Genomic DNA, 22,865 nt, shown 5'->3' with positions numbered 1-22,865 from the left:
TTTTTGTTATTAATTGAATTAAATTCACTATTAGTTGTATTTAGCCCTACATATTTTTCATTTCATCTTCACTAACGCAATGAGATAAGGTACTTTAACTCACTATCAAAAGCATTATGGAAATTAGGGTTTAAGGGGTTTAAATGTATTCAATTGTTCGTTCAAACAAACTAGATAACGTCTGTTATGACATTCGTGGACCAGTATTAAAGCAAGCGATGAAATTAGAAGATGAAGGCCAACGCATTCTTAAATTGAACATAGGTAATCCCGCCCAATTTGGTTTTGAAGCCCCAGAAGAAGTATTAATGGACGTGATCAAAAACTTGCCAAATAGCCAAGGTTATTGTGACAGTAAAGGTCTATTTTCTGCACGTAAAGCGGTAATGCAACACTACCAAGCAAAAGGTTTATTATCTTTAGATACCAACGATATCTATATTGGTAATGGTGTCAGTGAGTTAATCGTAATGGCGTTGCAGAGTTTGCTCAATAATGGTGATGAGATATTAGTCCCTGCACCAGATTATCCATTATGGACTGCGGCGGCTAATCTATCAGGTGGTAAAGCTGTTCATTATATTTGTGATGAAGAGTCTGACTGGTTTCCAGATATTGACGATATTAAATCAAAAATCACCTCTCGCACTAAAGGTATTGTGCTAATTAATCCTAACAATCCAACCGGTGCTGTTTATAGTAAAGAGCTATTAGAGCAAATAGTTGAGTTAGCACGTCAACACAACTTAATTGTTTTTTCCGATGAGATTTATTCAAAAATTGTTTATGACGATGCTGTTCATATTCCGCTTGCAACCTTAGCCGATGATATTTTGATTGTGACCTTTGATGGTTTGTCTAAAGCCTATCGCGTGTGTGGGTTTAGAGTAGGCTGGATGATGATCAGCGGCGCTAAAAAACAAGCGCGTGATTATATTTCGGGCATAGAGATTTTAGCCAGTATGCGTTTATGTGCCAACGTACCGATGCAACACGCGATACAGACTTCACTGGGCGGCTACCAAAGTATTAATGAGTTAACAGTGCCGGGTGGGCGCTTATACGATCAAACACAAACGGCTTGGAAATTATTAAATGATATTCCGGGTATTAGCTGCACTAAACCCAATGGCGCGTTATATCTTTTTCCTAAGTTAGATCAAAAGCGTTTTAATATTAAAGATGACCAACGCTTTGCTATGGATTTATTAGTTGAAGAAAAAATACTCATTGTGCAAGGTACTGGCTTTAATTGGCATAAACCCGATCATTTCCGTATCGTTTGTCTACCTCGCGTTGATGAAATGGCTATCGCGATCAAAAAAATAGGCAATTTCTTAGAAGGTTATAGTCAATAAGATTAATGCTGTTACAGGTTAATTTTTCCTAAAATAAAAGTGTCTTTTTGCACAACATTAGATAATCAATGTTGTTTGAAAAGATGCTGCTCCATATTCAAATAGTTAATATGTAGTAGCAGTATTTGGTAACATTATCATTTGGCAACATTACGTATTAACAGTATTTCATCGCGATATAAAGTAGACAGAGACAATACGTAAATACTCTATAATTTAACAAAGACCTTCTGTTCACTAACTTTTATCACTTCATTCCCTTTGAGTTAAAAGATGTTTAAAAAAATAATTTTCGCTGCTTTGGCAGTCTGTGCTTTTTTATTACTATTTATTGATGTGGGTAGCTTATTTTCTCAACGATTAATTGAAGCATTATGGCCCATTGGTCATCTTAGTGTTTTTTGTTTTTGGAGTTTCTTACTACTACAATACCACCCGTCAATCAGATCACTTCCCCTGCTTAAACAATGCTTCACACTGACACTCTTATGTTTTGCTTTTGGATTGAGCATTGAAATAATACAACCGTATTTTTCACGTGAAATGGAGGTACAAGACCTATTTCTCAATTACATGGGAGTATTATTAAGCTTAATTTTATTTAGCAAACACCCTATCCATTGGCTATTTAAAGTCGCCTACTTGCTGTTAATAGGTTTAGTTCTGCACCGTTCTGCTTTATTGATTTATGATGAAGCAAAAGCACAAATCGATTTTCCTGCTTTAGCCTCATTTGACCAAGAGATCGAACTGACTCGCTGGAAAGCAGATCAACCATTAATGATTAAAAAGCCAATGATACAAACAGGCTCAAGCAGTATGATGCAAATCACTTTTGTGCCGCGGCAGTATAGCGGAGTGGCGCTACGTTATTTTCCCGGTGATTGGCAGGATTACAACAAGATAACTATGCGCTTTTATAATCCTAACCCAAACGCGTTACCTGTAACCTTAATTATCATTGATCAACACTATGAAAAAGGGCACCCAAATTACCGTGACCGTTACGATCAACATTTAACAATTGCCCCAGGTTATAGTGAACAAAGTATTTTGCTTACTACTATTCAAGCTGGTGTTGAATTGAGAGAAATGGATTTAAGTAAGATAGCTGGTGTGGATTTTTATATGTATAAGTTGAAAAGCCCAATCCATTTATATTTAGATTCAATGTATTTGCAATAAATTTAATCACTATAATGGAATTTATAATAGGATATGTAGTGGCGACGTAAAGTACTAGATGTTATGTACTAGATGTAATGTACACTATGTAGTCGGCTATATAATAGGCAACATGTTTGTTAACGCAATGAGCATTTTAGCTCAATGAGTATAAGTGACTAAGATTGCTGATGCACAAATTAGTCACTCATTTAAAGCAAGAAAATGATTATAATGGACCGTAAATTTTATCCGTTAGTCGCACATGCACAGTTATCTCTTCTCGATCATGGTATAAATGCTTAGCTTGTAATTCATAGTTAAAACCAGCTTGATCAATCATATCAGTTAAGATTTTTAAATCGTCAGTAGCTTCTTGGTAACGTTGTTTCATGGGTAGCTTGAGATTAAAAATCGCCTCTTTACACCAACCATCAATCAACCATTGCGCCATTAATTTTGCTACACGTTTAGGCTTCTCAATCATGTCGCACACTAACCAGTGAATGTTTTTACGTTCTGGTTCAAATTTAAAACCATCTTCCATGTAGTGGGTCACCTGGCCAGTTTCCATTAAGCTATCGGCCATCGCCCCATTATCAACACAGCTAACGAACATACCACGTCTTACTAATTGATAAGTCCAACCACCGGGACATGCACCTAAGTCGACTGCGCGTAAACCAGAATGAGCACGTAAAGCTTGTTCTTCTTTAGTCAAGAAAGTTTGAAACGCTTCATCCAACTTCAATGTAGATCGACTTGGAGCTTCATTGGGGAATCTTAAACGAGTGATCCCCATATGTTCTTCGCTGCGATTATTTGGTAAAGAGTAGCCCACATAGGCAGTTTCATAATCCATAAAGCAAACGTGCGTACGTCGTTTTTTAAGGTTTTCTTTATTGGTCAGATTATTATGTTTTTTTAATGCTTGTCTAAAAGGCACAGTAAATTTACGACAAAAAGTAAGCAGAGGCTTTGTTTCATCACCTTCAGGGCATTCAACATAAACATCGCCGGCCATAGGTAATTGGCGAGTGATCGCTAAAATAGGCGTAATACGGTCTTCAGCAGGCAACTCATCTACTAATGCAACTGCCACAATCATCTGACGTGCAAAAATTAATTGCGCAAAGTTTAATTGCTCGGCTAATACTTCAACTTGTGATGGGTCATAGCAGTGATATAAAACAAAGCCACTGTTTTTCAGCGTTTTAATATAGCCAAAGACTTCAAGTTCACTGGCTTTAGCTTGAATTTCGTTGGCACAATCGTTTTCAAAACCTGGACGACAATATAATAAAATACCTAACATAGAACCTCTAACATAGAACCCTTAGTTTATTGTTTATAAATAAACCTTTATTTTTGTTTAAAAATCATAGAAATAATAATGGCTAGCCAGCCAAAAATCAGTAATAAACCACCGACAGGTGTGATTAACACCAGCAGCTTTGAACCTAAAAACACCAAGTAATACAAGCTTCCACTGAAGCATAAAGTGCCTAGCGTAAAGCAATACTGACTTATTGTGAGTAAACGTTTAGAACCTGCCGGCAATGCAAACACACTACCTAACACCGCAATCAACAATAATATGATGGCATGGAATAACTGATATTGCGCAGCAAGTTGTACTTGTGACACTTGAGCAGGTGTTGCCCATAGCGCTAAACCATGACTAGCATACGCTCCAAACATAACCGCCGTTGCACCCAAGAAGGCTGCAACGGCGATAAAAGTACGAGATTGTTTAGTTAATAACACAAGTGTTCTTATTCAGTGACTATTGGTGCTAAACTTTTTGCTAAATCATCCATTTGTTTCATTTGTGTTAGAAATGGCACTAGTTTATCTAGTGGTAGTGCACAAGGGCCATCACACTTAGCATTACTTGGATCAGGATGAGACTCAAGGAATAGACCAGCAATCCCTTGTGACATACCCGCTAAACCTAATTGTACCACTTGGCTTCTTCGGCCATCGGCACTATCACTGCGAGCACCTGGTTTTTGGAGAGAATGGGTAACATCAAAGATAACCGGATAACCGGTTTCTTTCATGGTGCTAAAACCTAACATATCGACCACTAGGTTATTATAACCAAAGCAACTACCACGTTCACAAAGAATGATTTTGTCATTACCAGCTTCTTTAAATTTAGTAATAATATGCTGCATTTCATGTGGCGCTAAGAACTGTGCTTTTTTTACATTAATCACCGCATTTGTTTCTGCCATTGCTTGCACAAGGTCAGTTTGGCGACTTAAAAAAGCAGGTAATTGAATAACATCAACGACTTCAGCTACCGACTTAGCTTGATAAGGTTCGTGCACATCAGTAATAATTGGCACATTAAACGTAGATTTAATCTCTTCAAAAATACGTAAACCTTCTTCTAAACCAGGACCACGATAGCTATTGATCGATGAGCGATTTGCTTTATCAAAAGAGGCTTTAAAAACATAAGGGATATTCAACTTACTAGTTGCTTCCACGTAGGTTTCAACCATTTTCATCGCTAAATCACGAGACTCTAAAACATTCATTCCACCAAATAATACAAAAGGAAGGTCATTTGCAACGTCTATATTGCCTACTTTAATAATTTTCTGAGTCATTTTTTCTCTCTTGTTAGTTGTAACTTGCTATGCCAATTTTTGCAGTAAATTCATTACTGGGTCGCTAAGTATTCTCGATAAACCGGTGCGTGATTAATGAATTGTCTGAGCACTGTGCTCATCTGTCATTTGCTTAATTTGTTGTTTTAATAAATTAACAATCGGGTCTTCTGGGCACTGTTCTATAAAATAGGAGAAATCATTGCACGCTAATTGAAAACATTCTAGTTGCTGAAATAAGAAGCCTCGATCTCTTACTTCAAAAGCATCTTCGGGATCCAGGCGTAATAAAATATCACTACACAATAAGGCCAACTCGATATTTTCCGCTTGAATATAAGCCGCTTTCAAAACACTAATATAACGTTTTATAATCACTTCATTAGTATCTGCATTGAGCATTTCAGCAGTTAGTCGTGCATGATTACCCAACTGACCACGTACTTTTAGCTCTAGTTGCTTAAAGCTGACCAGTTCACCATTAAAGGGGTCAACATAAATAACATCGTGCTCTAATTCAACTTTTACAATGAACCCACTTGGAAAGCAGATCCCCTGCGCAGAAAAACCTGTCTCTTTTAGCATTTCAATCAATAAAATCCCTAAACTAATAGGAACCCCCTTACGACGTGCTAATACTTTAGAAACCAAGGCATTTTTAACTTCGAAAAATGCTTTCCAATCGCCGCTAAAACCTTGCTCTTGATAAAGTGTATTTAACAATAATTTTAACTTATTTAGACAGTTCGTTGTTTCATTCTTTATTTGTGATTTGATCACAATCATCTGTAAACGCATTGAATCTTGAAATTGTAAAATAGACTGACCAGTAATTTCAGATTCCACCATAGTCGCTAATTGCAAAAGCGAATATGCACTATAGTCAATACCCTCATGAATAATACTTGCAGTAAGAATGGGCTGTTCTATTGCATCTTGTTCATCTAATTCCACTTTTTACCCCACTAATAAAATGGCTTGTTTAGTGAATGCTAATTTCGCTATGTAGGCCAACCAACCGAAAGCACCAATAAACGCTAACCATTGAATATGTTTTTTAGTTTTTTCATTTAATGCGACTTGCACCATTGCAAAATAAGCGACAAAAGCAATGAGCTTTTCTAATAACCAATATCCACTTTCAACAAAAGGATTAAAGTGCAAAAGTCCCATTAACGCTAGTCCTAAAACGATAATTGTTAAATGAGTATGTAAATGAATTTTTTTGTAAACGGCTTTCTGTGCATTTGCATGCCCTGATTTTAGCCAAAAGAACCTTAAAATAAAGATAACTATAGCCAGTAAAATGAAAGTCATATGCGTGTGTTTTAAAATTGAGTACATCTTTATCCTAGAGGTAAGTCATTAAACTTACAGTTATTTTATTAATATTGTTCGAAAATACAAATTTATAATATGAACGTTAACTCGGTAAAAATCCTAACGTCACACGGTCGTTATTTGCGTAATCTTGTTCAGTTCGTATACCTGTAAAGCCATTTTCATGCAAAATGTGACTCACTAATTCAGCTTGTTCAAAACCATGCTCAAATAATAGGCAACCAGCGTTATTTAAATAATTTTTTGCCTGTTCGCAAATATGCCTTATATCAGATAAGCCCTGTTCATTAGCCACTAAAGCGGATAACGGTTCAAAACGCACGTCACCAAGGTGAAGGTGTTTATCATTAGCGTCAATATAAGGCGGATTACTAACAATCACGTCAAAACACTCATGCACATTTTCAAACCAATCGCTTTGGTATATTTGTACTTGTTTAAGCTCTAAATTATCTCGGTTTTCAGTGGCAAGTTTGACTGCCTGCTCACTAAAATCTACCGCTACGCAATGCGCTTTAGGTAATTCACTGGCGAGTGCAAGAATGATTGCTCCTGTGCCCGTACCCAAGTCCAATATATGCGCATCAAGGTAATTTTTTTCAAGTATTATATTAAGCGTAACCTCTACTAAGACTTCAGTATCTGGTCTCGGTATCAAGGTACTATTATTGACCTTTAACGGTAATGACCAAAACTCGCGCTGCCCGACTAAATGAGCAACGGGATGACCATTAACACGTTGTTCTATTAAAGATTCAAAATGTGCCTTTTGCTGTACACTTATATCGCGCTCGGGCCATGTTATTAAATAGATAGTTTCTTTGCCAAGTACAAATGCTAACAATACTTGAGCATCCAAAAGTGCAGAATCACTATTTACAAGCGTGAACTCTGCCCATACCAAAGCATCATCAATACGCAATTAGAAATTACCTTGTGCCAATGCCGCTAATTTGTCTGCTTGGTCTTCTTGTAAAATAGGGCCAAGCAGTGCATCTAACTCACCTTCTAAGACTTCATTTAGACGATAAATAGTTAAGTTAATACGGTGGTCACTAACACGACCTTGCGGATAGTTATAAGTACGAATACGCTCACTTCGATCGCCACTGGCTACTAAGCTACGACGAATATCTTGCTCTTCCGCATTATTTTTTTCATCTTCAGCTTGTTGCAAGCGAGCCTGTAATACTGACATAGCTTGAGCACGATTTTTATGCTGCGAACGCTGATCTTGACACTCAACCACGGTCCCAGTGGGAATGTGCGTAATACGAATAGCAGAGTCAGTTTTATTAACGTGCTGACCACCTGCACCTGATGCTCGGAATGTATCAACTTTTAAATCAGCAGGATTAATTGAAATCGCTTCAGATTCTGGGATTTCAGGCATCACTACCACAGTACAAGCGGAAGTATGTATACGCCCCTGAGATTCGGTTTCAGGTACACGTTGTACACGATGACCGCCAGACTCAAATTTCATTAAACCGTAAGCACCTTCACCTTCGATTTGCATGATTACTTCTTTGTAACCACCCTGCTCACTGACGTTGCTATTCATGATCGTCACACGCCACTTTTTACTATCACAATACTTACTGTACATACGGAACAAGTTACCCGCAAAAATAGCAGCTTCATCACCACCAGCTCCGGCACGGATCTCAACAAAACAGTTGCGATCATCGTTAGGATCTTTTGGTAATAATAAAATTTGTAACTGGTCAGCTAATTTTTCTACATTAGCCTTTGCTTCAACAACTTCGTCTTCCGCCATTTCGCGCATATCTTCATCATCGTCTTCTAACATAAGTTCAGCAGCGACGAGGTCTTGTTGTGCAGTTTGAAATGATTTAAAACACAGCACAACTTCTTCTAGCTGTGAATACTCTTTTGTTAACTCACGATATTTCTGTTGATTACTAATGGTATCAGGATCGCCTAACAGCGCTTGAACTTCTTCGTAACGTTCAACTAAAATTTCTAATTTTGCAACAATTGATGCTTTCATCTTTATCTCTTTTTATGAACAGGTAAGCAGTCGAGCTACTTAATATATTCTTTATAAATCATCTTTTTGGCTTAAACCCAATGTTACTCTGAGTAACTCTAAATCTTGTTCATTACCGGTCTGACTAACTGTAGTTAGTGCTTGACTAGGGTGATGAATCAGTTTATTGGTTAATTTAAACGCCAGTTCTTTTAATACTTTTTCGCTATCATTGCCATTCGCTAATGAAGTAATAGCACGTTGTAATAGTTCATCTCTTAATTGCTCACTGTTTTGACGATATAAACGAATAGTTTCAACCGCTTTTAAAGATTCTCTCCAAGCCATGAAAATATCAACACAGCCGACAATGATTTTTTCTGCTTCAATTGCGGCTTCGGCACGAGCTTGTTTGTTTTCTTCTATTATGCCCTGCAAATCATCCACACTATATAAATAAGCATCGTTTAATTCTGAGACTTGCTGCTCGATATCACGAGGTACCGCAATATCAATAAATAACATTGGTTGATGACGACGGTCTTTTAAAGCACTTTCCACCATACCTTTACCAATAATGGGCAAAGGGCTAGCCGTTGAAGAGATAATAATATCTGATTTAGATAAGTGATTAGGAATTTCACCCAGTGTGATTGCTTTGGCATCAAACTGTTCTACTAAATCCATGGCACGTTCTAGGGTACGGTTAGCAATAGTGATATTAGGCACTTCATGCTCAAGTAGATATTTACCTACTAGTTCAATGGTTTCACCGGCGCCAATTAATAAAACACGACTTTGTTTTAAATCACTAAATATTTGCCTTGCTAAACAGACCGCAGCAAAGGCCACAGAAATCGCATTTGCTCCAATTTGTGTTTCAGTACGCACTCGTTTAGCAACTCTAAAAGAATGTTGAAACCATTTGTTTAGTGTTTTACTGACCGCTTTGTATTGGCTAGCGGTAGCAAACTCTTGTTTGATCTGCCCTAATATTTGCGGCTCACCCAGCACCAATGAATCTAAGCCACTGGCAACACGAAATAAATGCGCTACGGCTTGCTGATCTTGATAGCAGTAAAAATTATCATTTAAGCTGTCAGTTTCAATACCATGGAACTGCGTTAACCAATATAATATTGAACTGGGGTCTTCCTGCTCAAAATGACAATAGATTTCGCATCGATTACAGGTTGAGATAATGACCGCTTCCTTGACAAAGGGTTGAGCCAACAAATCAGCATAGGCAATAGATAAAGAATCAGGCGAAAAAGCAACCTTTTCTCTCAGCTCTACTGATGCAGTTTGATGATTAATTCCTAACGCAAATAATGGCATTTATATAATTCACAGAGTCAAAAAGATTGGGATAAAATAAAAGAGCTGAATTCTACGTAAATTTACAACAAATTTAAAGCTAACTCTGTTTCTAGCACCTAATTAGTCTTATTTTTAAACAATTACTTAACTTGTTCTGCTTGATAAAACAGAAACACAAAATTTCTTCGCTTATATTTTTACTTGTCTGCTGTGCTTGGGTATTATCTGCTTCATCATTTTCACCCTTTAACGATTGATGAGCCCATGAACATTAAAAAAATATTCGCTAGTATTATAGTTACCTTTTCGCTTTCAGGTTGTTCTTATTTGTACGATACCTTTGTTTACCAAATTGATGTAGTGCAAGGAAACTATATTGACAGTGAAAAACTAGCCAAAATTGAGATAGGCATGACACAGGAGCAAGTTATTTACGTTTTAGGCTCGCCGATGTTAATAGATCAGTTTGATTCATCAAAATGGTATTACATTCGTTATATCAAACCAGGCGGTGAAGACATTCAGCAATCAGAAATTTTACTTACTTTCAAAAATGGTCAATTAGTTGAAATCGTGAGTGACAATACCTCTGTTGAAAATCCATTAATTAAGAACCCTAAAACTAAAAATGCACCTAATGAAGCTGCGCAAAGTGATCAGACCGAAGTGCCTCTAACCTCAGAATAAATTTTATAATACGGTTAAAGTGTCACTAGAAAAAAGGAATGCCAAGGGCATTCCTTTTTTTATTGCATTATTATGAAAGTGAAATTAACAAACCTCATTTCGTAGCCATAAAACAGATTATATTCTCCATAGTAATATCTGTTTAAGTGCGCTAAATCACCTTTAATAACAGAATATTACAGAGAATTGATCTAGCCCATGTTCCCTTCGAGTAAATTTTGCTTTTTATATAACAGAGCATATGATGAAAGTTCCTTAATACAATAGAAGTGAATTAAAGATGATTAAAACTTACTCTGATACTTTTTTCGAAGAAATGAAATTACTTGCTAAGTTCCCACAAAAATCACAATTAGAAGGATTAAAAATTCACAAAGAAGCATCCCCGTCAGTTATCCAAGCCGCACAATCTCTTTTTGACAAAGGTCTCACTACGCAGCATGACGGAGGTTACTTAACCGACAGTGGTTTAGAAACAGCCGAGCATTTACACCATGTATTGATTGCGTTAAATTAATAAATCAATCAAATTGATGAACTCAGTTAATGAATTAACTTAAAATAACTAATTAAAAAAATTGGCTGATTAAAATAATCAGCCAATAGTTAATGTAACTTTGTATAGAATATACAGCGGACATTTAATTAGATAACTATTCTGCATTTTACAAATGCACTTCTATCAAATGTATTTTGACTCAACGTAGATTAAATAAATGTATTTTTTAATCATTGTACTTGATTAAATCTAGAGACTATTAAGCTCGTTTCAATATTGTTGGTACTGTTAAACTATCGATAAATAGATTAGTAAGCGATGCTCATATGTTGATTTAAATGCGCTGCATTTTCAGCTTCATCTACCATAGCAATCGCATAATCAGTCACTGATATTTTACTTTCACCATCGGTATTAGTAAAAAATGTGTTATCACCGATACGGTATTTAGCTTCGCTATCGCCTGGATAAATAATCGCAGCCGGACTAACAAATGTCCATGATGCATTACTTTTACTGGCTTTGAACACATTTAATGCCTCTACTTGTGCTAATGCTTCTTGCTTATAATCTTCTGGAAATTCAGGTGATGAAACGAGTGTAACACCGGGTGCCACTTCTAAGCTTCCAGCCCCGCCAACCCAAACGATGCGAGTACTACTGCCATCAAGATCTGTCATCAAACGTTGTGCAGTTTCAGCCACTAGCTGGTGATTATCGTTAGTACGTCCACCTACAGAGACAATCACGACTTCAACGTCACGTATCAAAGGTGTTATCTCTTGTTCGCTTTGTAAGTCAAACGAGACAACGCTAGTTTTTGAATTACTGATTTTTGTCGGATCACGTACAAGACTAACCACCTCATGACCACGCTTTACAGCTTGCTCCATAATGTGACTACCAATCCAACCCGTTGCACCTAATATTGCTAATTTCATTTTATGTTCCTTCTTTCATGTTTACTGTTGAGCGAGTAAAAACAGTTTACTTGTTCAATTTAAAATGATAAATATTGAATCAAGATGCATATTGTTTCTAATTAGGATACTAATGGATAAGATAACGGCAATAAATAGCTTCATCGAAGTTGCTCGAACAGGCAGTTTTACTAAAGCAGCTGAACATTTATCTTTAAGTCGCCTACAGGTAAGCCGCCATGTACAAGAAATAGAACAATGGTTATCACTTCGATTATTTCATCGCACTACACGTAAAGTAAGTCTAACGTTACAAGGAGAAGAAGCTTTACTGTATTGCCAACAAATAATCAGCACGGTTTCAGACATGCAGAGTCGTGCTCATAGCCATAATAATGAACTAGTGGGGACAATACGAGTTGCATCACCCATTGGGCTTGGGCAAACGTTGCTTTTTGATAAAGTTGCAGCATTTTTAACATTACACCCTAATACAAACATTCAACTTATTCTGTCTGATAACCTGTCACAGTTAGTTGATGAGCGCGTTGATGTTGCGCTTCGTTATATGCAACAGCCCGATGAGCAACTTATTGTTCGTAAATTGATGCACATCGACAGTGTATTATGTGCTTCTAGCCTTTATTTAAAAAATTCTGCGGCATTAAAAATACCGCAAGACTTAATCACTCATAACTGTTTGGTGCATAGCAGTGCCACTAAATGGCGGATTACATCTGCCAACAGTGATCAAGAAATAACGGTCAAGGGGAACTTGCAATGTAATGAAATGGGCGTCCTGATTAATGCGACGCTCAGAGGTATGGGCATTGCTAATATTCCGTGTGATTTAGCAAATACCTATTTACAAAGCGGAGAACTAGTTCAAGTGCTACCTGACTATTATTCTCCCGGCCATAACTTATGGGCCGTTTACCTTTCTCGTAATTATCAACAATCGGTCGTGCGTGCTTTTATTGACTTTTTAGCAACACACTGGCAACAAGATATTCATAAATTTACTGGAACCACCTCCTAACTCAATCATAATCATTCCATAAACGGCACTGTTATAATGATTACAATTGCGAGTGGTTGTAAAAATAATGTAAAATATTAGTCTTTAAAAAGCCCCCAGCCAATAGCGACTAATATTTATATAAAGCCAGTTAAATAAGCTGCGTAGGCTTTAATTATTATTACTCGGTTGAGTAAATAAGCACAACAAGGTACATTCAGGCTTTCGATTCTGTAAAGGCTATTATTTTATGAAAGTTATCTCCTTCAATATTAACGGGCTACGTGCACGTCTACATCAATTACAAGCAATTATCGATAAACATCAACCTGATGTGATCGGTTTGCAAGAAATCAAAGTGCACAATGATGCATTTCCAATTGAAGCAGTAGAAGCAATGGGTTACCACGTATACTTTCATGGACAAAAAGCCCATTACGGCGTTGCAATGTTATGCAAACAAAAACCAAGCGCAGTTCAGTATGGCTTTCCTAGCGATAACGAAGAACATCAAAAACGCATAATCATGGTCACCGTGGCAGATGAAGATGGTCAGCCAGTACATATTTTGAATGGTTACTTCCCACAGGGTGAAAACCAAACCCATGAGACTAAATATCCTTATAAACGCCAGTTTTATAAGGATTTAAATACTTATTTACATGAAAACCATAATGCCGATGAACAGGTCATTGTGATGGGTGATATCAATATATCTCCGCTAGATTTAGATATCGGGATCGGAGAAGTCAATGCTAAACGTTGGTTACAAACAAAAAAATGTAGCTTCTTACCGGAAGAGCGTGAATGGTTAGCCACATTAATGGACTTTGGTTTCATAGATACTTTCCGCTTATTGCACCCGGAAGAAAATGAGAAATTCAGTTGGTTCGATTATCGCTCTCGCGGTTTTGATGACAATCGAGGTTTACGCATCGATGTCGTATTAGCAACACACTCATTAGCAGAAAAGACGATAGAAGCCGATATAGATTATGAACTAAGAGGTATTGATAAACCTTCTGATCATGCACCTATTTGGACGGAATTTGCTTAACTCGGAACATTAAATCACCTTTCCATGAATAGTGATCAACATGCTGTTGGTCACTATTAAAGTTATTATCATTGAAGAGGCAAAAATCATTCAATGAAATCCTGTAAATATTTCTAAAAACTTCTCATAAAACGAATTAAAGTTTAGGCCAATGTAAGCCGTCACAGTTACCCAATTCTAATAGTTTTTGCTGACAAGCATCTGATAGAAATTCTACTCCCGATTCTGGCATTACACTAAATTGATGATCTTGCCCTAGATAATTAAACTGAATTTGATAAGCATGTAAATACCCTCTGTCGTATTGATGCGCGGTTTCCGTAGCATAAATAGGATCGCCACAAATAGCACTACCAACACTTTTTAATGCCACTCGAATTTGATGCGTTTTACCGGTTTTAGGTTTCACAATAAATAATCGCTTACCTTCACCTAGGGCATAACTAAAAAACTGTGTGATAGCGAGGTTATCTTGATTACGTGTCAGTTTCCACATCGAGCGACGCGATTTATCCATACCACCTTTTATTAGACCCTGTGTTTTTTTAGGCTTCTTATCAGCAATAGCAAGGTAATACTTTTGAACCTGCTGTGCTTTGAATAATTCAGACAGACCATTCGCTACCTGCGATGATTTTGCCAATAACAATAGTCCAGAAGTCATCTTATCCAAACGATGTACGCTATACAGCTTTATATTCAAAAACTTTTCTACTGCAACAACAACACCAAATTCACCATCTTCACTATGAAAGTTAATACCCGGTTGCTTATTAATGACAACAAAGTGTTCATTTTCTGACACTAATGAAAAGTACCCATTTTCCGTTTTATTCTGTGCAATCATTGTTAGCTCCAAGCGTTAAATAACTTATTCTTGTTGGCCTGTATTAGTGTGGCCTCACTATAAGCTAAATTGCTTACTATTTATTAATAATTACTTACTTATAATCTGAATCCAAGAATTACTGCTGTTCTGTATTTGTAGAGGCTGCACTATAGGCCAAATTGCTTATCAGTTGTGGTAATATTTTTACTATTTCAGCAACATCAGGTAATTGCTCAAAAACTTCTATCAGTGCCGGATCAATGGTTTCACTTGGAGCCATTTTTGTTAACAGTAAAATAGTTGTTTGTAGTAAGTTTTGCGCCTCAGGATCATCTTCAAGCATTAACCATTGTGCATTAAACAATTCAATGGCGGCTAAAAATCCTGCTGAAAAAAAGTGAGCATCATTACTTAATGTTTGATCTCTTCGGATCCAGGAATCACAATCCAGTGCATTTAACGGAGTCGCTTGTTCGTATAAACGTTCCAGTTCAGCAACCAGTTTTAATACATTATTTGCAAATTCAGCAGCTTGAAGTTCATTTTCAAAACTAATGTCAGCCCCCTCTTGCCATAAATATGTTAACCACTGCTCAAGGTCCACTATTTCGGGTATTGCTTGAACGCTACATATAAAACCAAGCTGATAATAGGAGGGATGAAGTTGCTGTGACTGTTGGCAGTTTTCGTTATAATCAATGAATTCTTTAAAAATGCAGATTTTATGATCGGACATAGTTATTCCTATTAATACTTTCTATTTTAACCACTATTATATTAAATAAGGGTTGTAAGCTTCACGAAGGAAAAATGGCTTAGTTCAAGGTTAAATCGATGTGAAAATATTTTATGCTATATAAACAAAAACTTACAACGAAGCACTAAGTTATTTTAACAAAAAAATAGGCTATTTATTGAATGTGACGAGTCTCATTAATATTGACAAAAAAAAGCCTACTCGAAGGTAGGCTTAGCCGATCACTTAAATCTTACCGATGATTTAGTCTTATGTTTTAGTATTATGTTTTAGTATAATATTTTTGATAAGTCGTATAAATCTTGGCGGAATGGGCGTTGCATTGTTTGTAAACACTCAGCAATATCATGATGAACCATTTGACCATTCTTAATACCGATACAGCGTGCGCTTTGTCCTTCTTTTAATAATTCAACAGCGTATGAACCCATACGACTTGCTAAAATACGGTCAAAGGCCATTGGCGCCCCACCACGTTGTAAGTGGCCTAAAATAGTCGCGCGTGTTTCACGCTTAGTTCTTTCTTGAATACGTTTAGCTAGCGCATTAACATCGGTGATATGCTCGGTAATAGCAATAATCGCATGTTTTTTGCCTTTTTCTTCACCAACTCGTAACTGTTCAATCAAACCTTCTTCATCGAAGTCTTTTTCAGGAACAATCACATACTCGCTACCACCAGCGACAGCAGCCCATAGTGTTAGGTCACCACAATGACGGCCCATGATTTCAACAATTGAAATACGATTATGTGAAGAAGAAGTATCACGTAGACGGTCAACCGCTTCTACAATTGTATTTAAACAAGTCATAAAACCAATAGTGTAATCAGTACCTGCGATATCGTTATCGATAGTCCCAGGAACACCAATACATGGGAAGCCCATTTCGCTTAATTTCAACGCACCCATGTATGAACCATCACCACCGATTACGATCAAAGCTTCAATACCATGTTTTTCTAATTGTTTAATCGCTTCTTTACGAACACTTTCTTCTTTAAATTCAGGGAAACGAGCTGACCCTAGAAATGTACCACCGCGGTTAATAATATCTGAAACTGAATAACGGTCTAATTGTTCAATTTTACCTGCATGCAGTCCTGCATAACCATCGTAAATACCAAACACTTCAATACCGTGTGAAAGACAAGTACGCGTTACTGCACGTATTGCAGAGTTCATACCTGGCGCATCGCCACCACTTGTTAAAACACCAATTTTTTTAATCACAATTTACCTCAACCAATTACACTAATTGACAAATAATATAAAACTACGTTATTACGACTTATGAATAATTTCAGTTAATGATTATTGTCTATAAAATTAAAACTTTTATTATTTTAACTCAACTTATATGCAGTTTTCTATAAATAATATAGACATCAAAAAATCACTGCGTACTTTGAATGGTTAAAATAGCTATTTTTTAATCATTGGTTTTTCATGTAAACAACCGATGACACTCTGAATGGTAAGCATACAATAACTGTGACGACTACAATAACAATATTATAAAGATTCTCACTAAAAAGATGTTTATTTATTATTTTATTAACATCTTAATTTTTACTACAAATCTTTTTTAATGGTCACAAAATTGTAACCTTTACAGGTTATTGTACTTACTAACTAAAAGGAGAAGAAAATGAAAAATAGAAAGAAAACATTTCGAAATAAACACATATGGTTTTCAGTTTGGAATCCAAAATCCACACAACTCAGTCCTAAATGTGATGCAGACTACCGTCCTACCCGCCAATCAAACCGCTAAAACAAGCTCAAAAAATAGTTTCATATATTATAAAAGAATCAAACCATCAAATAAAAAAGCAGGCGATTATCCTGCTTAATACCCTACACCTTAAATACTAACCCTTCATCTGAATGTTAACGGTTAGTATATCAATAAGGTTTATATAACCACTTAACCCAGTTGGTCTGATGCAACCGCATAAGATGGATCTTCAATTACATTCATTTCTACTAATACGCCCGCTTTGTTTAATAGCTTGCGACAATCTTTACTTAGATGACGAATATGTAATTTTTTACCTTCTTTAGTATAGCGTCCGTTTAACACACTAATCGCTTCGATAGCTGAATGGTCAACAACACGACACTCTGCAAAATCAACAATGACATGGCGAGGATCGTCTTTCACGTCAAACAACTCTAAAAAGTTACTTACAGAACCGAAGAATAAAGGACCATTAATACGGTAAGATTTTTCACTGCCGTCTTCACTCACTTCAATCTTCGAATGGATATGACGCGCATGTTCCCATGCAAATACTAAAGCAGAAACAATCACACCAATAAATACAGCAATCGCAAGGTCAGTAACAACGGTAACACCACTTACTAACACAATAACAAATGCATCTTTAATCGGCACATTACGCATCATCTTGAATGAAGCCCATTCAAAAGTGCCTAATACGACGATAAACATAACCCCAACCAACGCAGCTAATGGCACTATTTCAATCAGGCCTGAAGCAAACAAAATGAAAGCAAGTAATGCCAAAGCAGCAGTAACACCCGACAAACGACCACGACCACCGGAGTTAATATTGATCATTGATTGTCCAATCATGGCACAACCGCCCATACCACCAAACAAGCCATTTACCATGTTAGAAGCACCTTGTGCAACACATTCTTTATTAGGTCGACCACGCGTACCTGTCATTTCATCAACCACGGTTAATGTTAACAATGATTCAATTAATCCAACCGCGGCTAAAATTAACGCGTAAGGTAATATGATTTGTAATGTTTCTAAATTAAATGGCACCGCAGGAATGGCAAAGGTAGGTAAAGATCCAGCAATGGTTGCATTTTCATCGCCACTCATACTTTGCAGGTAATCCAGTACCGTACGAGTATCTAATGCAGGTACAAAATAAACCAATAATGTCACGACTACAATTGCAACTAAGGTAGAAGGTACTGCATTAGTTAATTTTGGTAAAAAATGAATAATTGCCATGGTTAAAATAATTAAACCCAGCATTACATATAATGCTTCGCCTTGTAACCAGCTTAGGTTACCACTTGCATCTTTGACCTTAAACTGCCCAAGTTGAGCTAAGAAAATAACAATCGCTAATCCATTAACAAAACCTATCATTACCGAGTGTGGCACCATGCGGATAAATTTACCCAAATGAAATGCACCAAATAAGATTTGTAATAAACCTGTTAATAAGACAGCTGCAAATAAGTATTGCAGTCCATGTTCGCTCACTAGTGCAACCATTACTACGGCCATTGCACCTGTTGCGCCAGAAATCATACCAGGGCGACCACCAAATATAGCAGTAATTAATCCCACCATAAATGCGGCATATAAACCAACCATAGGTTCAACACCAGCCACAAAGGCAAAGGCTACTGCTTCAGGTACCAGTGCTAATGCAACGGTTAAACCTGAAAGCACATCATTTTTAATACTGCTTTTATTCATTTGGGGGAATTCGAACACCGATTAGTTCCTTGTAAGGGCAAATATAGGGCGCGTATTATAGCGTCCATTGAGGTGAACAGCAAAACAAACAAAATTTATAAGAAAATTTATTATTTTTTAGCGTTACTTTTTTAGCGTTACTTTAGGTGAATATCAATATAACGTTGCTGCTTTTTTTGTTTCAAATAACTTAAATCCACCACCACTAAACCATCAACACAGTGGTTAAAGTCCGGATCAATATTAAAATCAACAAACTGAACACCTCCTTCATTACAAAGTTCAGTATATTGTTTATAAAGTGTTGGTACGCTAACACCCAGATCATGCATCATGGTTTTTAACTTCATAAAGTCCTTTGCATAATTTTCTCCAGTGAAATACTTACATAACTCATTATCTAATTCATCTGATATTAAATAACCATTACGTGCACTTGCTAATGTACCCTGCGCAGGAAAATATAACTGATAAAAATAAACAAGGTAAGCATGAGCAGCCCTAGGTAAAGTAGCACTTAAAGAAACAGCTCCAAATAAGTAACGTATATCCGGATTCATGGCTAAATAAGCACCAATCCCCTGCCATAAAGATTCTAAACTGCGTTTTCCCCAATACTTAGGTTGTACAAAACTACGCCCTAACTCAATACCTCGCTCAAATATGGGATGCATATCAGACTCATATTGAAATAGTTTATGACTGTATAGTCCATCTAATCCCTGCGTAGCGAGTAATTTTGATGTCTTAGCAAAACGATAAGCACCAACTAACTCAAGCTGTGTTTGGTCCCATAGAATAATGTGCATATATTCTAGATCGTATTTATCTACATCACGTTTTTTACCCGTCCCCTCTCCAACAGCCCGAAAAGTTATTTCACGGCATCGACCTAATTCTTTTAATAGCACGCCCTGTTGTGGGTTTTCTAGTAAATATATACATTTATTATCCGACGTATTACCTAGCAGTTTACATTTTTCAATTGCTTGCTTTAAATCAACTCTCGGGACAGGGTGTGCAATCACCGATTCTGTCTTGAAATAACTAACTTTACCTTTAGCTACTCTGGAGACCTCATTTTGTAACAAGTTTACTTTTACCTGAGTTGATAACTTATTTTTAGCATAGCTATTGAAAGGAATTAATTTACCTATACTTACCTGGATGCTTTGTTGGTTATGGTTAAACATCTCCTGTACTAATAATAGACTTGCAAGTGGTTTATAAAAAAACGAAGACGCATAGAATGTCCATGAATTTCTTGCTTTTATATGTATCGGTAGGATCGGTGCTTTAGCACGTAAAGCTATTTTTAAGAAACCTTTATGCCAAGTACAATCTTTAATACCTTTGGCTGTAAAACGAGAAACTTCACCGGCAGGAAAGATGATCACTGCACCATCACAGGAAAGGAAATCATGAATATTTAATAAATCTTGTTTTGCCGTATTACCCGAAAAGTTATTAACCGGTAGTAATAACTCATGTAACGCAGATATTTCCATTAACAGTTCATTGGCCACCACTTTTACATCACTACGCAGCTTCCTAATTAAGTGCAACAATGCCAAACCATCTAAGGTGCCAATAGGATGATTAGATACAATAACAACACGCCCTGTGACTGGTATCCGCTCAATTTGCCTGTCAATCGTGGCAAAACTAAAATCAAAATGTTCGAGGGTTTTTTCTATTAAATCAAAACCACGTAGGTTGGGATAACAATCTGCGAAGTGAATAAATTCCTTTTCATGAAGCAGTTTTTTGCAAACAGAACTGAGTAGCTTATGTTTTAAGGTATTTTCTTGTAACAGTGGAAAATATTTTTTTAAAATTTGTTGGCTTGAAATCATCTTAGTCATACCTCTTATCTCAGCGTTTTTTATGCTTTTAAATTAAGATAAGCAATAACGATGACAGTTAGGTTGCAAAAATAAGACGTATTTATGACGTATACAAATACAAAAACTTCGGGTTTATATTTTAAGATTTATATGCTTCAAGGTTTAAAGACTTTGTGGTTTTTTGATCTTTCAATTGATGAAAAATCAATTAATCTATTTAATGAGAAAATTCAGTTTCAACTTCCCACGCTTGTTGATGGTATTGATAAAGCGCATTACTGCCTAGATAATTAACCTTTATGCTTTCTTTATCTACATAGAAATCTTTATTAAAAACAAATGACCCCGTTAATAACGGCAACGTTAACCACTTTGTTGAAACATCAATATCATCGAATGCAGATAATCGTTGTAAAGGAGGCAACCCAGTTTTACTTGCAATGGTCCACCCCCACTCACCAAATGATGGAACATTTTGATGGTATTGTTGGGTTTGATAACCGGCCTTTTGTAATGTTTTACCGATTGAGATAAAAGCTGATTTTGCATGAAATGGGGATGTTGATTGGATAACTATCGTCCCGTCACCATTCAATAAATGCTGTAAGCGATAATAAAAATTAACACTATACAATTTATTCAAATCTGGATGGCTTGGATCCGGTAAATCAACAATAATCGTATCAAAATTTATGTTAGCAGCTAATAGCTTATCAATAGCAATAAAAGCATCATCGTGAATCACTTCAACCTCGGGTTGATTAAAACTATCTTGTGTTAATGCTTTAATTTTACTGCTTAAATGTGCAGGTAAAAATTTTTCAGGTTGTTTAAATAAGGCCACTAAATTAGGGTCAAGATCAATTAAAATGACCTTCTTAGGGTACCATTTTTGTACTTCTCTTAAAGCAAGCCCATCACCTCCCCCAATGATTAATACTTTATCGTGGCGGGCTGATGCTTGCATTGCAGGATGTACTAAAAATTCGTGATAAATATGCTCATCTAGACTCGAAAACTGCAATCGACCATTAATATAAAAATTATAAATAGGTTCATAACCGCCACCAAGTAGACGCTCAGTAAATACTAGATTCTGATAGGGAGTCTGCGTTTGATAAACTACTTTATCCAAATACAACATATTCTGCATCTGCTTTTGCCAATGTCCACCAGAAACAAAAATTAATACAATTAACAGCCCTAATAGAACGTGCCCTAACACCAGCTTAACTTTAAAACGAAGATAAGTTCTGAAGCGAACTAAGAAGATAAAGCCTGCGATCAGGTTTAAAGACGCAGTTAATGCCGCTGCTTGGCTGATTTCTATTTTCAGCATGAACAACACCCAGATAGCAGCCCCTATCCCTGCACCAATATAGTCTGCACCGTAAATAGTCCCTGCATTATGGGCGAGATGATGACCATAAACGGTCTCTCGAATACGAGCGATTAGTGGGATTTCCATACCAATTAAAAAGCCAAGAACAAATGCAAAAAAGTAAGGTAGCTGCAGGCTTATCCAACTTAGCGTTGATAGAAAATCGCCATTCACTAATACATCATTAGGTATTTGATAGGTATCAGCGATAATTTGTGGCAAGGTTTGACTAAAACCAATCACCGAAGCAATTAACAAAGTTGCACTACAACCGATCAATGCAACGGTTAACTCTAATACCACAAATCCTTGAAATGCATCCTTTATTCTTTTTGCTGCAAAAGCCCCTAAGCCCATGGACACAATCATGATCCCGATGATTGCATAAATGACCGTTTCAACACTGCCTAAAATGCGGGCTGAATAATGGGATAAAAGGTATTCGTAAATCAAACCACAGCAGGCTAAGGTCGCCATGATTAAAATTAATAGTGTATCGTCAACAAGGAGTTTTATTTTGTTATTTTTGTCAGCATTGAAGGACATAGATTGATATTCGCTTATAAAAAAGGCCACCTTAAAGATGGCCTGAACGATTT

Annotated in this window: 21 protein-coding genes; 6 read left to right on the top strand and 15 right to left on the bottom strand. The window is 36.6% G+C overall.

The annotated features are described in order from the left end of the window. Window positions 1–143: 143 nt before the first annotated feature. Together GQR44_RS03065 and GQR44_RS03060 are read left to right on the top strand one after the other, a co-directional pair. Window positions 144–1,358: a pyridoxal phosphate-dependent aminotransferase gene (locus GQR44_RS03065; protein WP_166369142.1), complete on the top strand. Its 1,215-nt coding sequence runs from the start codon at window positions 144–146 to the stop codon at window positions 1,356–1,358. Between the two features lie 273 nt (window positions 1,359–1,631). Beyond that, complete coding sequence (locus GQR44_RS03060; RefSeq protein WP_166369140.1) at window positions 1,632–2,543, top strand: VanZ family protein; 912 nt, start codon at window positions 1,632–1,634, stop codon at window positions 2,541–2,543. A 208-nt stretch (window positions 2,544–2,751) separates the two neighbouring features. Here the strand turns inward: GQR44_RS03060 and rlmM are convergent, their stop codons facing one another. The 8 genes from rlmM to hemA form a co-directional block, all read right to left on the bottom strand. Then, a complete protein-coding gene (gene rlmM / locus GQR44_RS03055) occupies window positions 2,752–3,837 on the bottom strand; it encodes a 23S rRNA (cytidine(2498)-2'-O)-methyltransferase RlmM (protein ID WP_166369138.1) in 1,086 nt (361 codons plus the stop codon). A gap of 47 nt (window positions 3,838–3,884) precedes the next feature. Continuing rightward, the gene (locus GQR44_RS03050; RefSeq protein WP_346774318.1) at window positions 3,885–4,289 is read right to left on the bottom strand and encodes a DUF423 domain-containing protein; all 405 of its coding nucleotides are present in this window, start codon (window positions 4,287–4,289) and stop codon (window positions 3,885–3,887) included. Window positions 4,290–4,297: 8 nt separating this feature from the next. After that, window positions 4,298–5,143, bottom strand: a complete 846-nt coding sequence (gene kdsA, locus GQR44_RS03045; protein WP_166369137.1) for a 3-deoxy-8-phosphooctulonate synthase — start codon at window positions 5,141–5,143, stop codon at window positions 4,298–4,300. A gap of 93 nt (window positions 5,144–5,236) precedes the next feature. Continuing rightward, window positions 5,237–6,097, bottom strand: a complete 861-nt coding sequence (locus GQR44_RS03040; protein WP_346774317.1) for a tetratricopeptide repeat protein — start codon at window positions 6,095–6,097, stop codon at window positions 5,237–5,239. A 3-nt stretch (window positions 6,098–6,100) separates the two neighbouring features. Further along, window positions 6,101–6,487 carry a SirB2 family protein gene (locus GQR44_RS03035; protein ID WP_166369135.1) on the bottom strand — a complete coding sequence of 129 codons (387 nt, stop codon included), beginning with the start codon at window positions 6,485–6,487 and terminating at the stop codon, window positions 6,101–6,103. Window positions 6,488–6,566: 79 nt separating this feature from the next. Next, a complete protein-coding gene (gene prmC / locus GQR44_RS03030; RefSeq protein ID WP_166369133.1) occupies window positions 6,567–7,406 on the bottom strand; it encodes a peptide chain release factor N(5)-glutamine methyltransferase in 840 nt (279 codons plus the stop codon). Then, entirely contained in the window at window positions 7,407–8,498 is a 1,092-nt protein-coding gene (prfA, locus tag GQR44_RS03025; RefSeq protein ID WP_166369131.1) for a peptide chain release factor 1, read from the bottom strand. A gap of 51 nt (window positions 8,499–8,549) precedes the next feature. Continuing rightward, the gene (gene hemA / locus GQR44_RS03020) at window positions 8,550–9,815 is read right to left on the bottom strand and encodes a glutamyl-tRNA reductase (protein ID WP_166369129.1); all 1,266 of its coding nucleotides are present in this window, start codon (window positions 9,813–9,815) and stop codon (window positions 8,550–8,552) included. Window positions 9,816–10,061: 246 nt separating this feature from the next. On the opposite strand from hemA, the gene bamE reads away from it, so the two are divergent. Both bamE and GQR44_RS03010 read left to right on the top strand, forming a co-directional pair. Beyond that, a complete protein-coding gene (bamE, locus tag GQR44_RS03015) occupies window positions 10,062–10,484 on the top strand; it encodes an outer membrane protein assembly factor BamE (RefSeq protein ID WP_166369127.1) in 423 nt (140 codons plus the stop codon). A gap of 280 nt (window positions 10,485–10,764) precedes the next feature. After that, window positions 10,765–11,001, top strand: a complete 237-nt coding sequence (locus tag GQR44_RS03010) for a TIGR02647 family protein (RefSeq protein WP_028867728.1) — start codon at window positions 10,765–10,767, stop codon at window positions 10,999–11,001. 290 nt (window positions 11,002–11,291) lie between these two features. Here the strand turns inward: GQR44_RS03010 and GQR44_RS03005 are convergent, their stop codons facing one another. Next, a complete protein-coding gene (locus tag GQR44_RS03005; RefSeq protein WP_166369125.1) occupies window positions 11,292–11,924 on the bottom strand; it encodes an NAD(P)-dependent oxidoreductase in 633 nt (210 codons plus the stop codon). Window positions 11,925–12,036: 112 nt separating this feature from the next. On the opposite strand from GQR44_RS03005, the gene GQR44_RS03000 reads away from it, so the two are divergent. Both GQR44_RS03000 and xthA read left to right on the top strand, forming a co-directional pair. Further along, window positions 12,037–12,942, top strand: coding sequence for a LysR family transcriptional regulator (locus GQR44_RS03000; protein WP_166369123.1), 906 nt, complete (start codon window positions 12,037–12,039; stop codon window positions 12,940–12,942). 229 nt (window positions 12,943–13,171) lie between these two features. Further along, entirely contained in the window at window positions 13,172–13,978 is an 807-nt protein-coding gene (gene xthA / locus GQR44_RS02995; protein ID WP_166369121.1) for an exodeoxyribonuclease III, read from the top strand. Between the two features lie 136 nt (window positions 13,979–14,114). On the opposite strand, the gene GQR44_RS02990 is transcribed toward xthA, so the two are convergent. The 6 genes from GQR44_RS02990 to GQR44_RS02965 all read right to left on the bottom strand — a co-directional run bounded on the left by GQR44_RS02990 (window position 14,115) and on the right by GQR44_RS02965 (window position 22,812). Continuing rightward, a complete protein-coding gene (locus GQR44_RS02990) occupies window positions 14,115–14,825 on the bottom strand; it encodes a TIGR01621 family pseudouridine synthase (RefSeq protein WP_166369119.1) in 711 nt (236 codons plus the stop codon). 118 nt (window positions 14,826–14,943) lie between these two features. After that, window positions 14,944–15,543, bottom strand: coding sequence for a UPF0149 family protein (locus tag GQR44_RS02985; protein ID WP_166369117.1), 600 nt, complete (start codon window positions 15,541–15,543; stop codon window positions 14,944–14,946). Window positions 15,544–15,833: 290 nt separating this feature from the next. Continuing rightward, window positions 15,834–16,796: a 6-phosphofructokinase gene (pfkA, locus tag GQR44_RS02980; protein ID WP_166369115.1), complete on the bottom strand. Its 963-nt coding sequence runs from the start codon at window positions 16,794–16,796 to the stop codon at window positions 15,834–15,836. Between the two features lie 697 nt (window positions 16,797–17,493). Beyond that, window positions 17,494–19,038, bottom strand: a complete 1,545-nt coding sequence (locus GQR44_RS02975) for a SulP family inorganic anion transporter (RefSeq protein WP_205962957.1) — start codon at window positions 19,036–19,038, stop codon at window positions 17,494–17,496. Window positions 19,039–19,175: 137 nt separating this feature from the next. Beyond that, complete coding sequence (locus GQR44_RS02970) at window positions 19,176–20,903, bottom strand: lysophospholipid acyltransferase family protein (RefSeq protein WP_346774315.1); 1,728 nt, start codon at window positions 20,901–20,903, stop codon at window positions 19,176–19,178. Window positions 20,904–21,102: 199 nt separating this feature from the next. Then, window positions 21,103–22,812, bottom strand: coding sequence for a polyamine aminopropyltransferase (locus tag GQR44_RS02965; protein ID WP_166369111.1), 1,710 nt, complete (start codon window positions 22,810–22,812; stop codon window positions 21,103–21,105). Window positions 22,813–22,865 lie beyond the last annotated feature (53 nt).

The sequence above is a fragment of the Psychromonas sp. SA13A genome (assembly GCF_011378715.1).
Classification (GTDB): domain Bacteria; phylum Pseudomonadota; class Gammaproteobacteria; order Enterobacterales; family Psychromonadaceae; genus Psychromonas.
Note: the sequence above shows the minus strand (reverse complement) of the source record. Positions and strands in the feature narration are given on the sequence as shown.

Bases quoted from the DNA above. Each gene is read 5' to 3' on its own strand.
- GQR44_RS03065 (WP_166369142.1), top strand. From the start codon at position 144: ATGTATTCAATTGTTCGTTCAAACAAACTAGATAACGTCTGTTATGAC.
- GQR44_RS03060 (WP_166369140.1), top strand. From the start codon at position 1,632: ATGTTTAAAAAAATAATTTTCGCTGCTTTGGCAGTCTGTGCTTTTTTA.
- rlmM (WP_166369138.1), bottom strand. From the start codon at position 3,837: ATGTTAGGTATTTTATTATATTGTCGTCCAGGTTTTGAAAACGATTGT.
- kdsA (WP_166369137.1), bottom strand. From the start codon at position 5,143: ATGACTCAGAAAATTATTAAAGTAGGCAATATAGACGTTGCAAATGAC.
- GQR44_RS03035 (WP_166369135.1), bottom strand. From the start codon at position 6,487: ATGTACTCAATTTTAAAACACACGCATATGACTTTCATTTTACTGGCT.
- prfA (WP_166369131.1), bottom strand. From the start codon at position 8,498: ATGAAAGCATCAATTGTTGCAAAATTAGAAATTTTAGTTGAACGTTAC.
- hemA (WP_166369129.1), bottom strand. From the start codon at position 9,815: ATGCCATTATTTGCGTTAGGAATTAATCATCAAACTGCATCAGTAGAG.
- bamE (WP_166369127.1), top strand. From the start codon at position 10,062: ATGAACATTAAAAAAATATTCGCTAGTATTATAGTTACCTTTTCGCTT.
- GQR44_RS03010 (WP_028867728.1), top strand. From the start codon at position 10,765: ATGATTAAAACTTACTCTGATACTTTTTTCGAAGAAATGAAATTACTT.
- GQR44_RS03005 (WP_166369125.1), bottom strand. From the start codon at position 11,924: ATGAAATTAGCAATATTAGGTGCAACGGGTTGGATTGGTAGTCACATT.
- GQR44_RS03000 (WP_166369123.1), top strand. From the start codon at position 12,037: ATGGATAAGATAACGGCAATAAATAGCTTCATCGAAGTTGCTCGAACA.
- xthA (WP_166369121.1), top strand. From the start codon at position 13,172: ATGAAAGTTATCTCCTTCAATATTAACGGGCTACGTGCACGTCTACAT.
- GQR44_RS02990 (WP_166369119.1), bottom strand. From the start codon at position 14,825: ATGATTGCACAGAATAAAACGGAAAATGGGTACTTTTCATTAGTGTCA.
- GQR44_RS02985 (WP_166369117.1), bottom strand. From the start codon at position 15,543: ATGTCCGATCATAAAATCTGCATTTTTAAAGAATTCATTGATTATAAC.
- GQR44_RS02975 (WP_205962957.1), bottom strand. From the start codon at position 19,038: ATGAATAAAAGCAGTATTAAAAATGATGTGCTTTCAGGTTTAACCGTT.
- GQR44_RS02970 (WP_346774315.1), bottom strand. From the start codon at position 20,903: ATGACTAAGATGATTTCAAGCCAACAAATTTTAAAAAAATATTTTCCA.
- GQR44_RS02965 (WP_166369111.1), bottom strand. From the start codon at position 22,812: ATGTCCTTCAATGCTGACAAAAATAACAAAATAAAACTCCTTGTTGAC.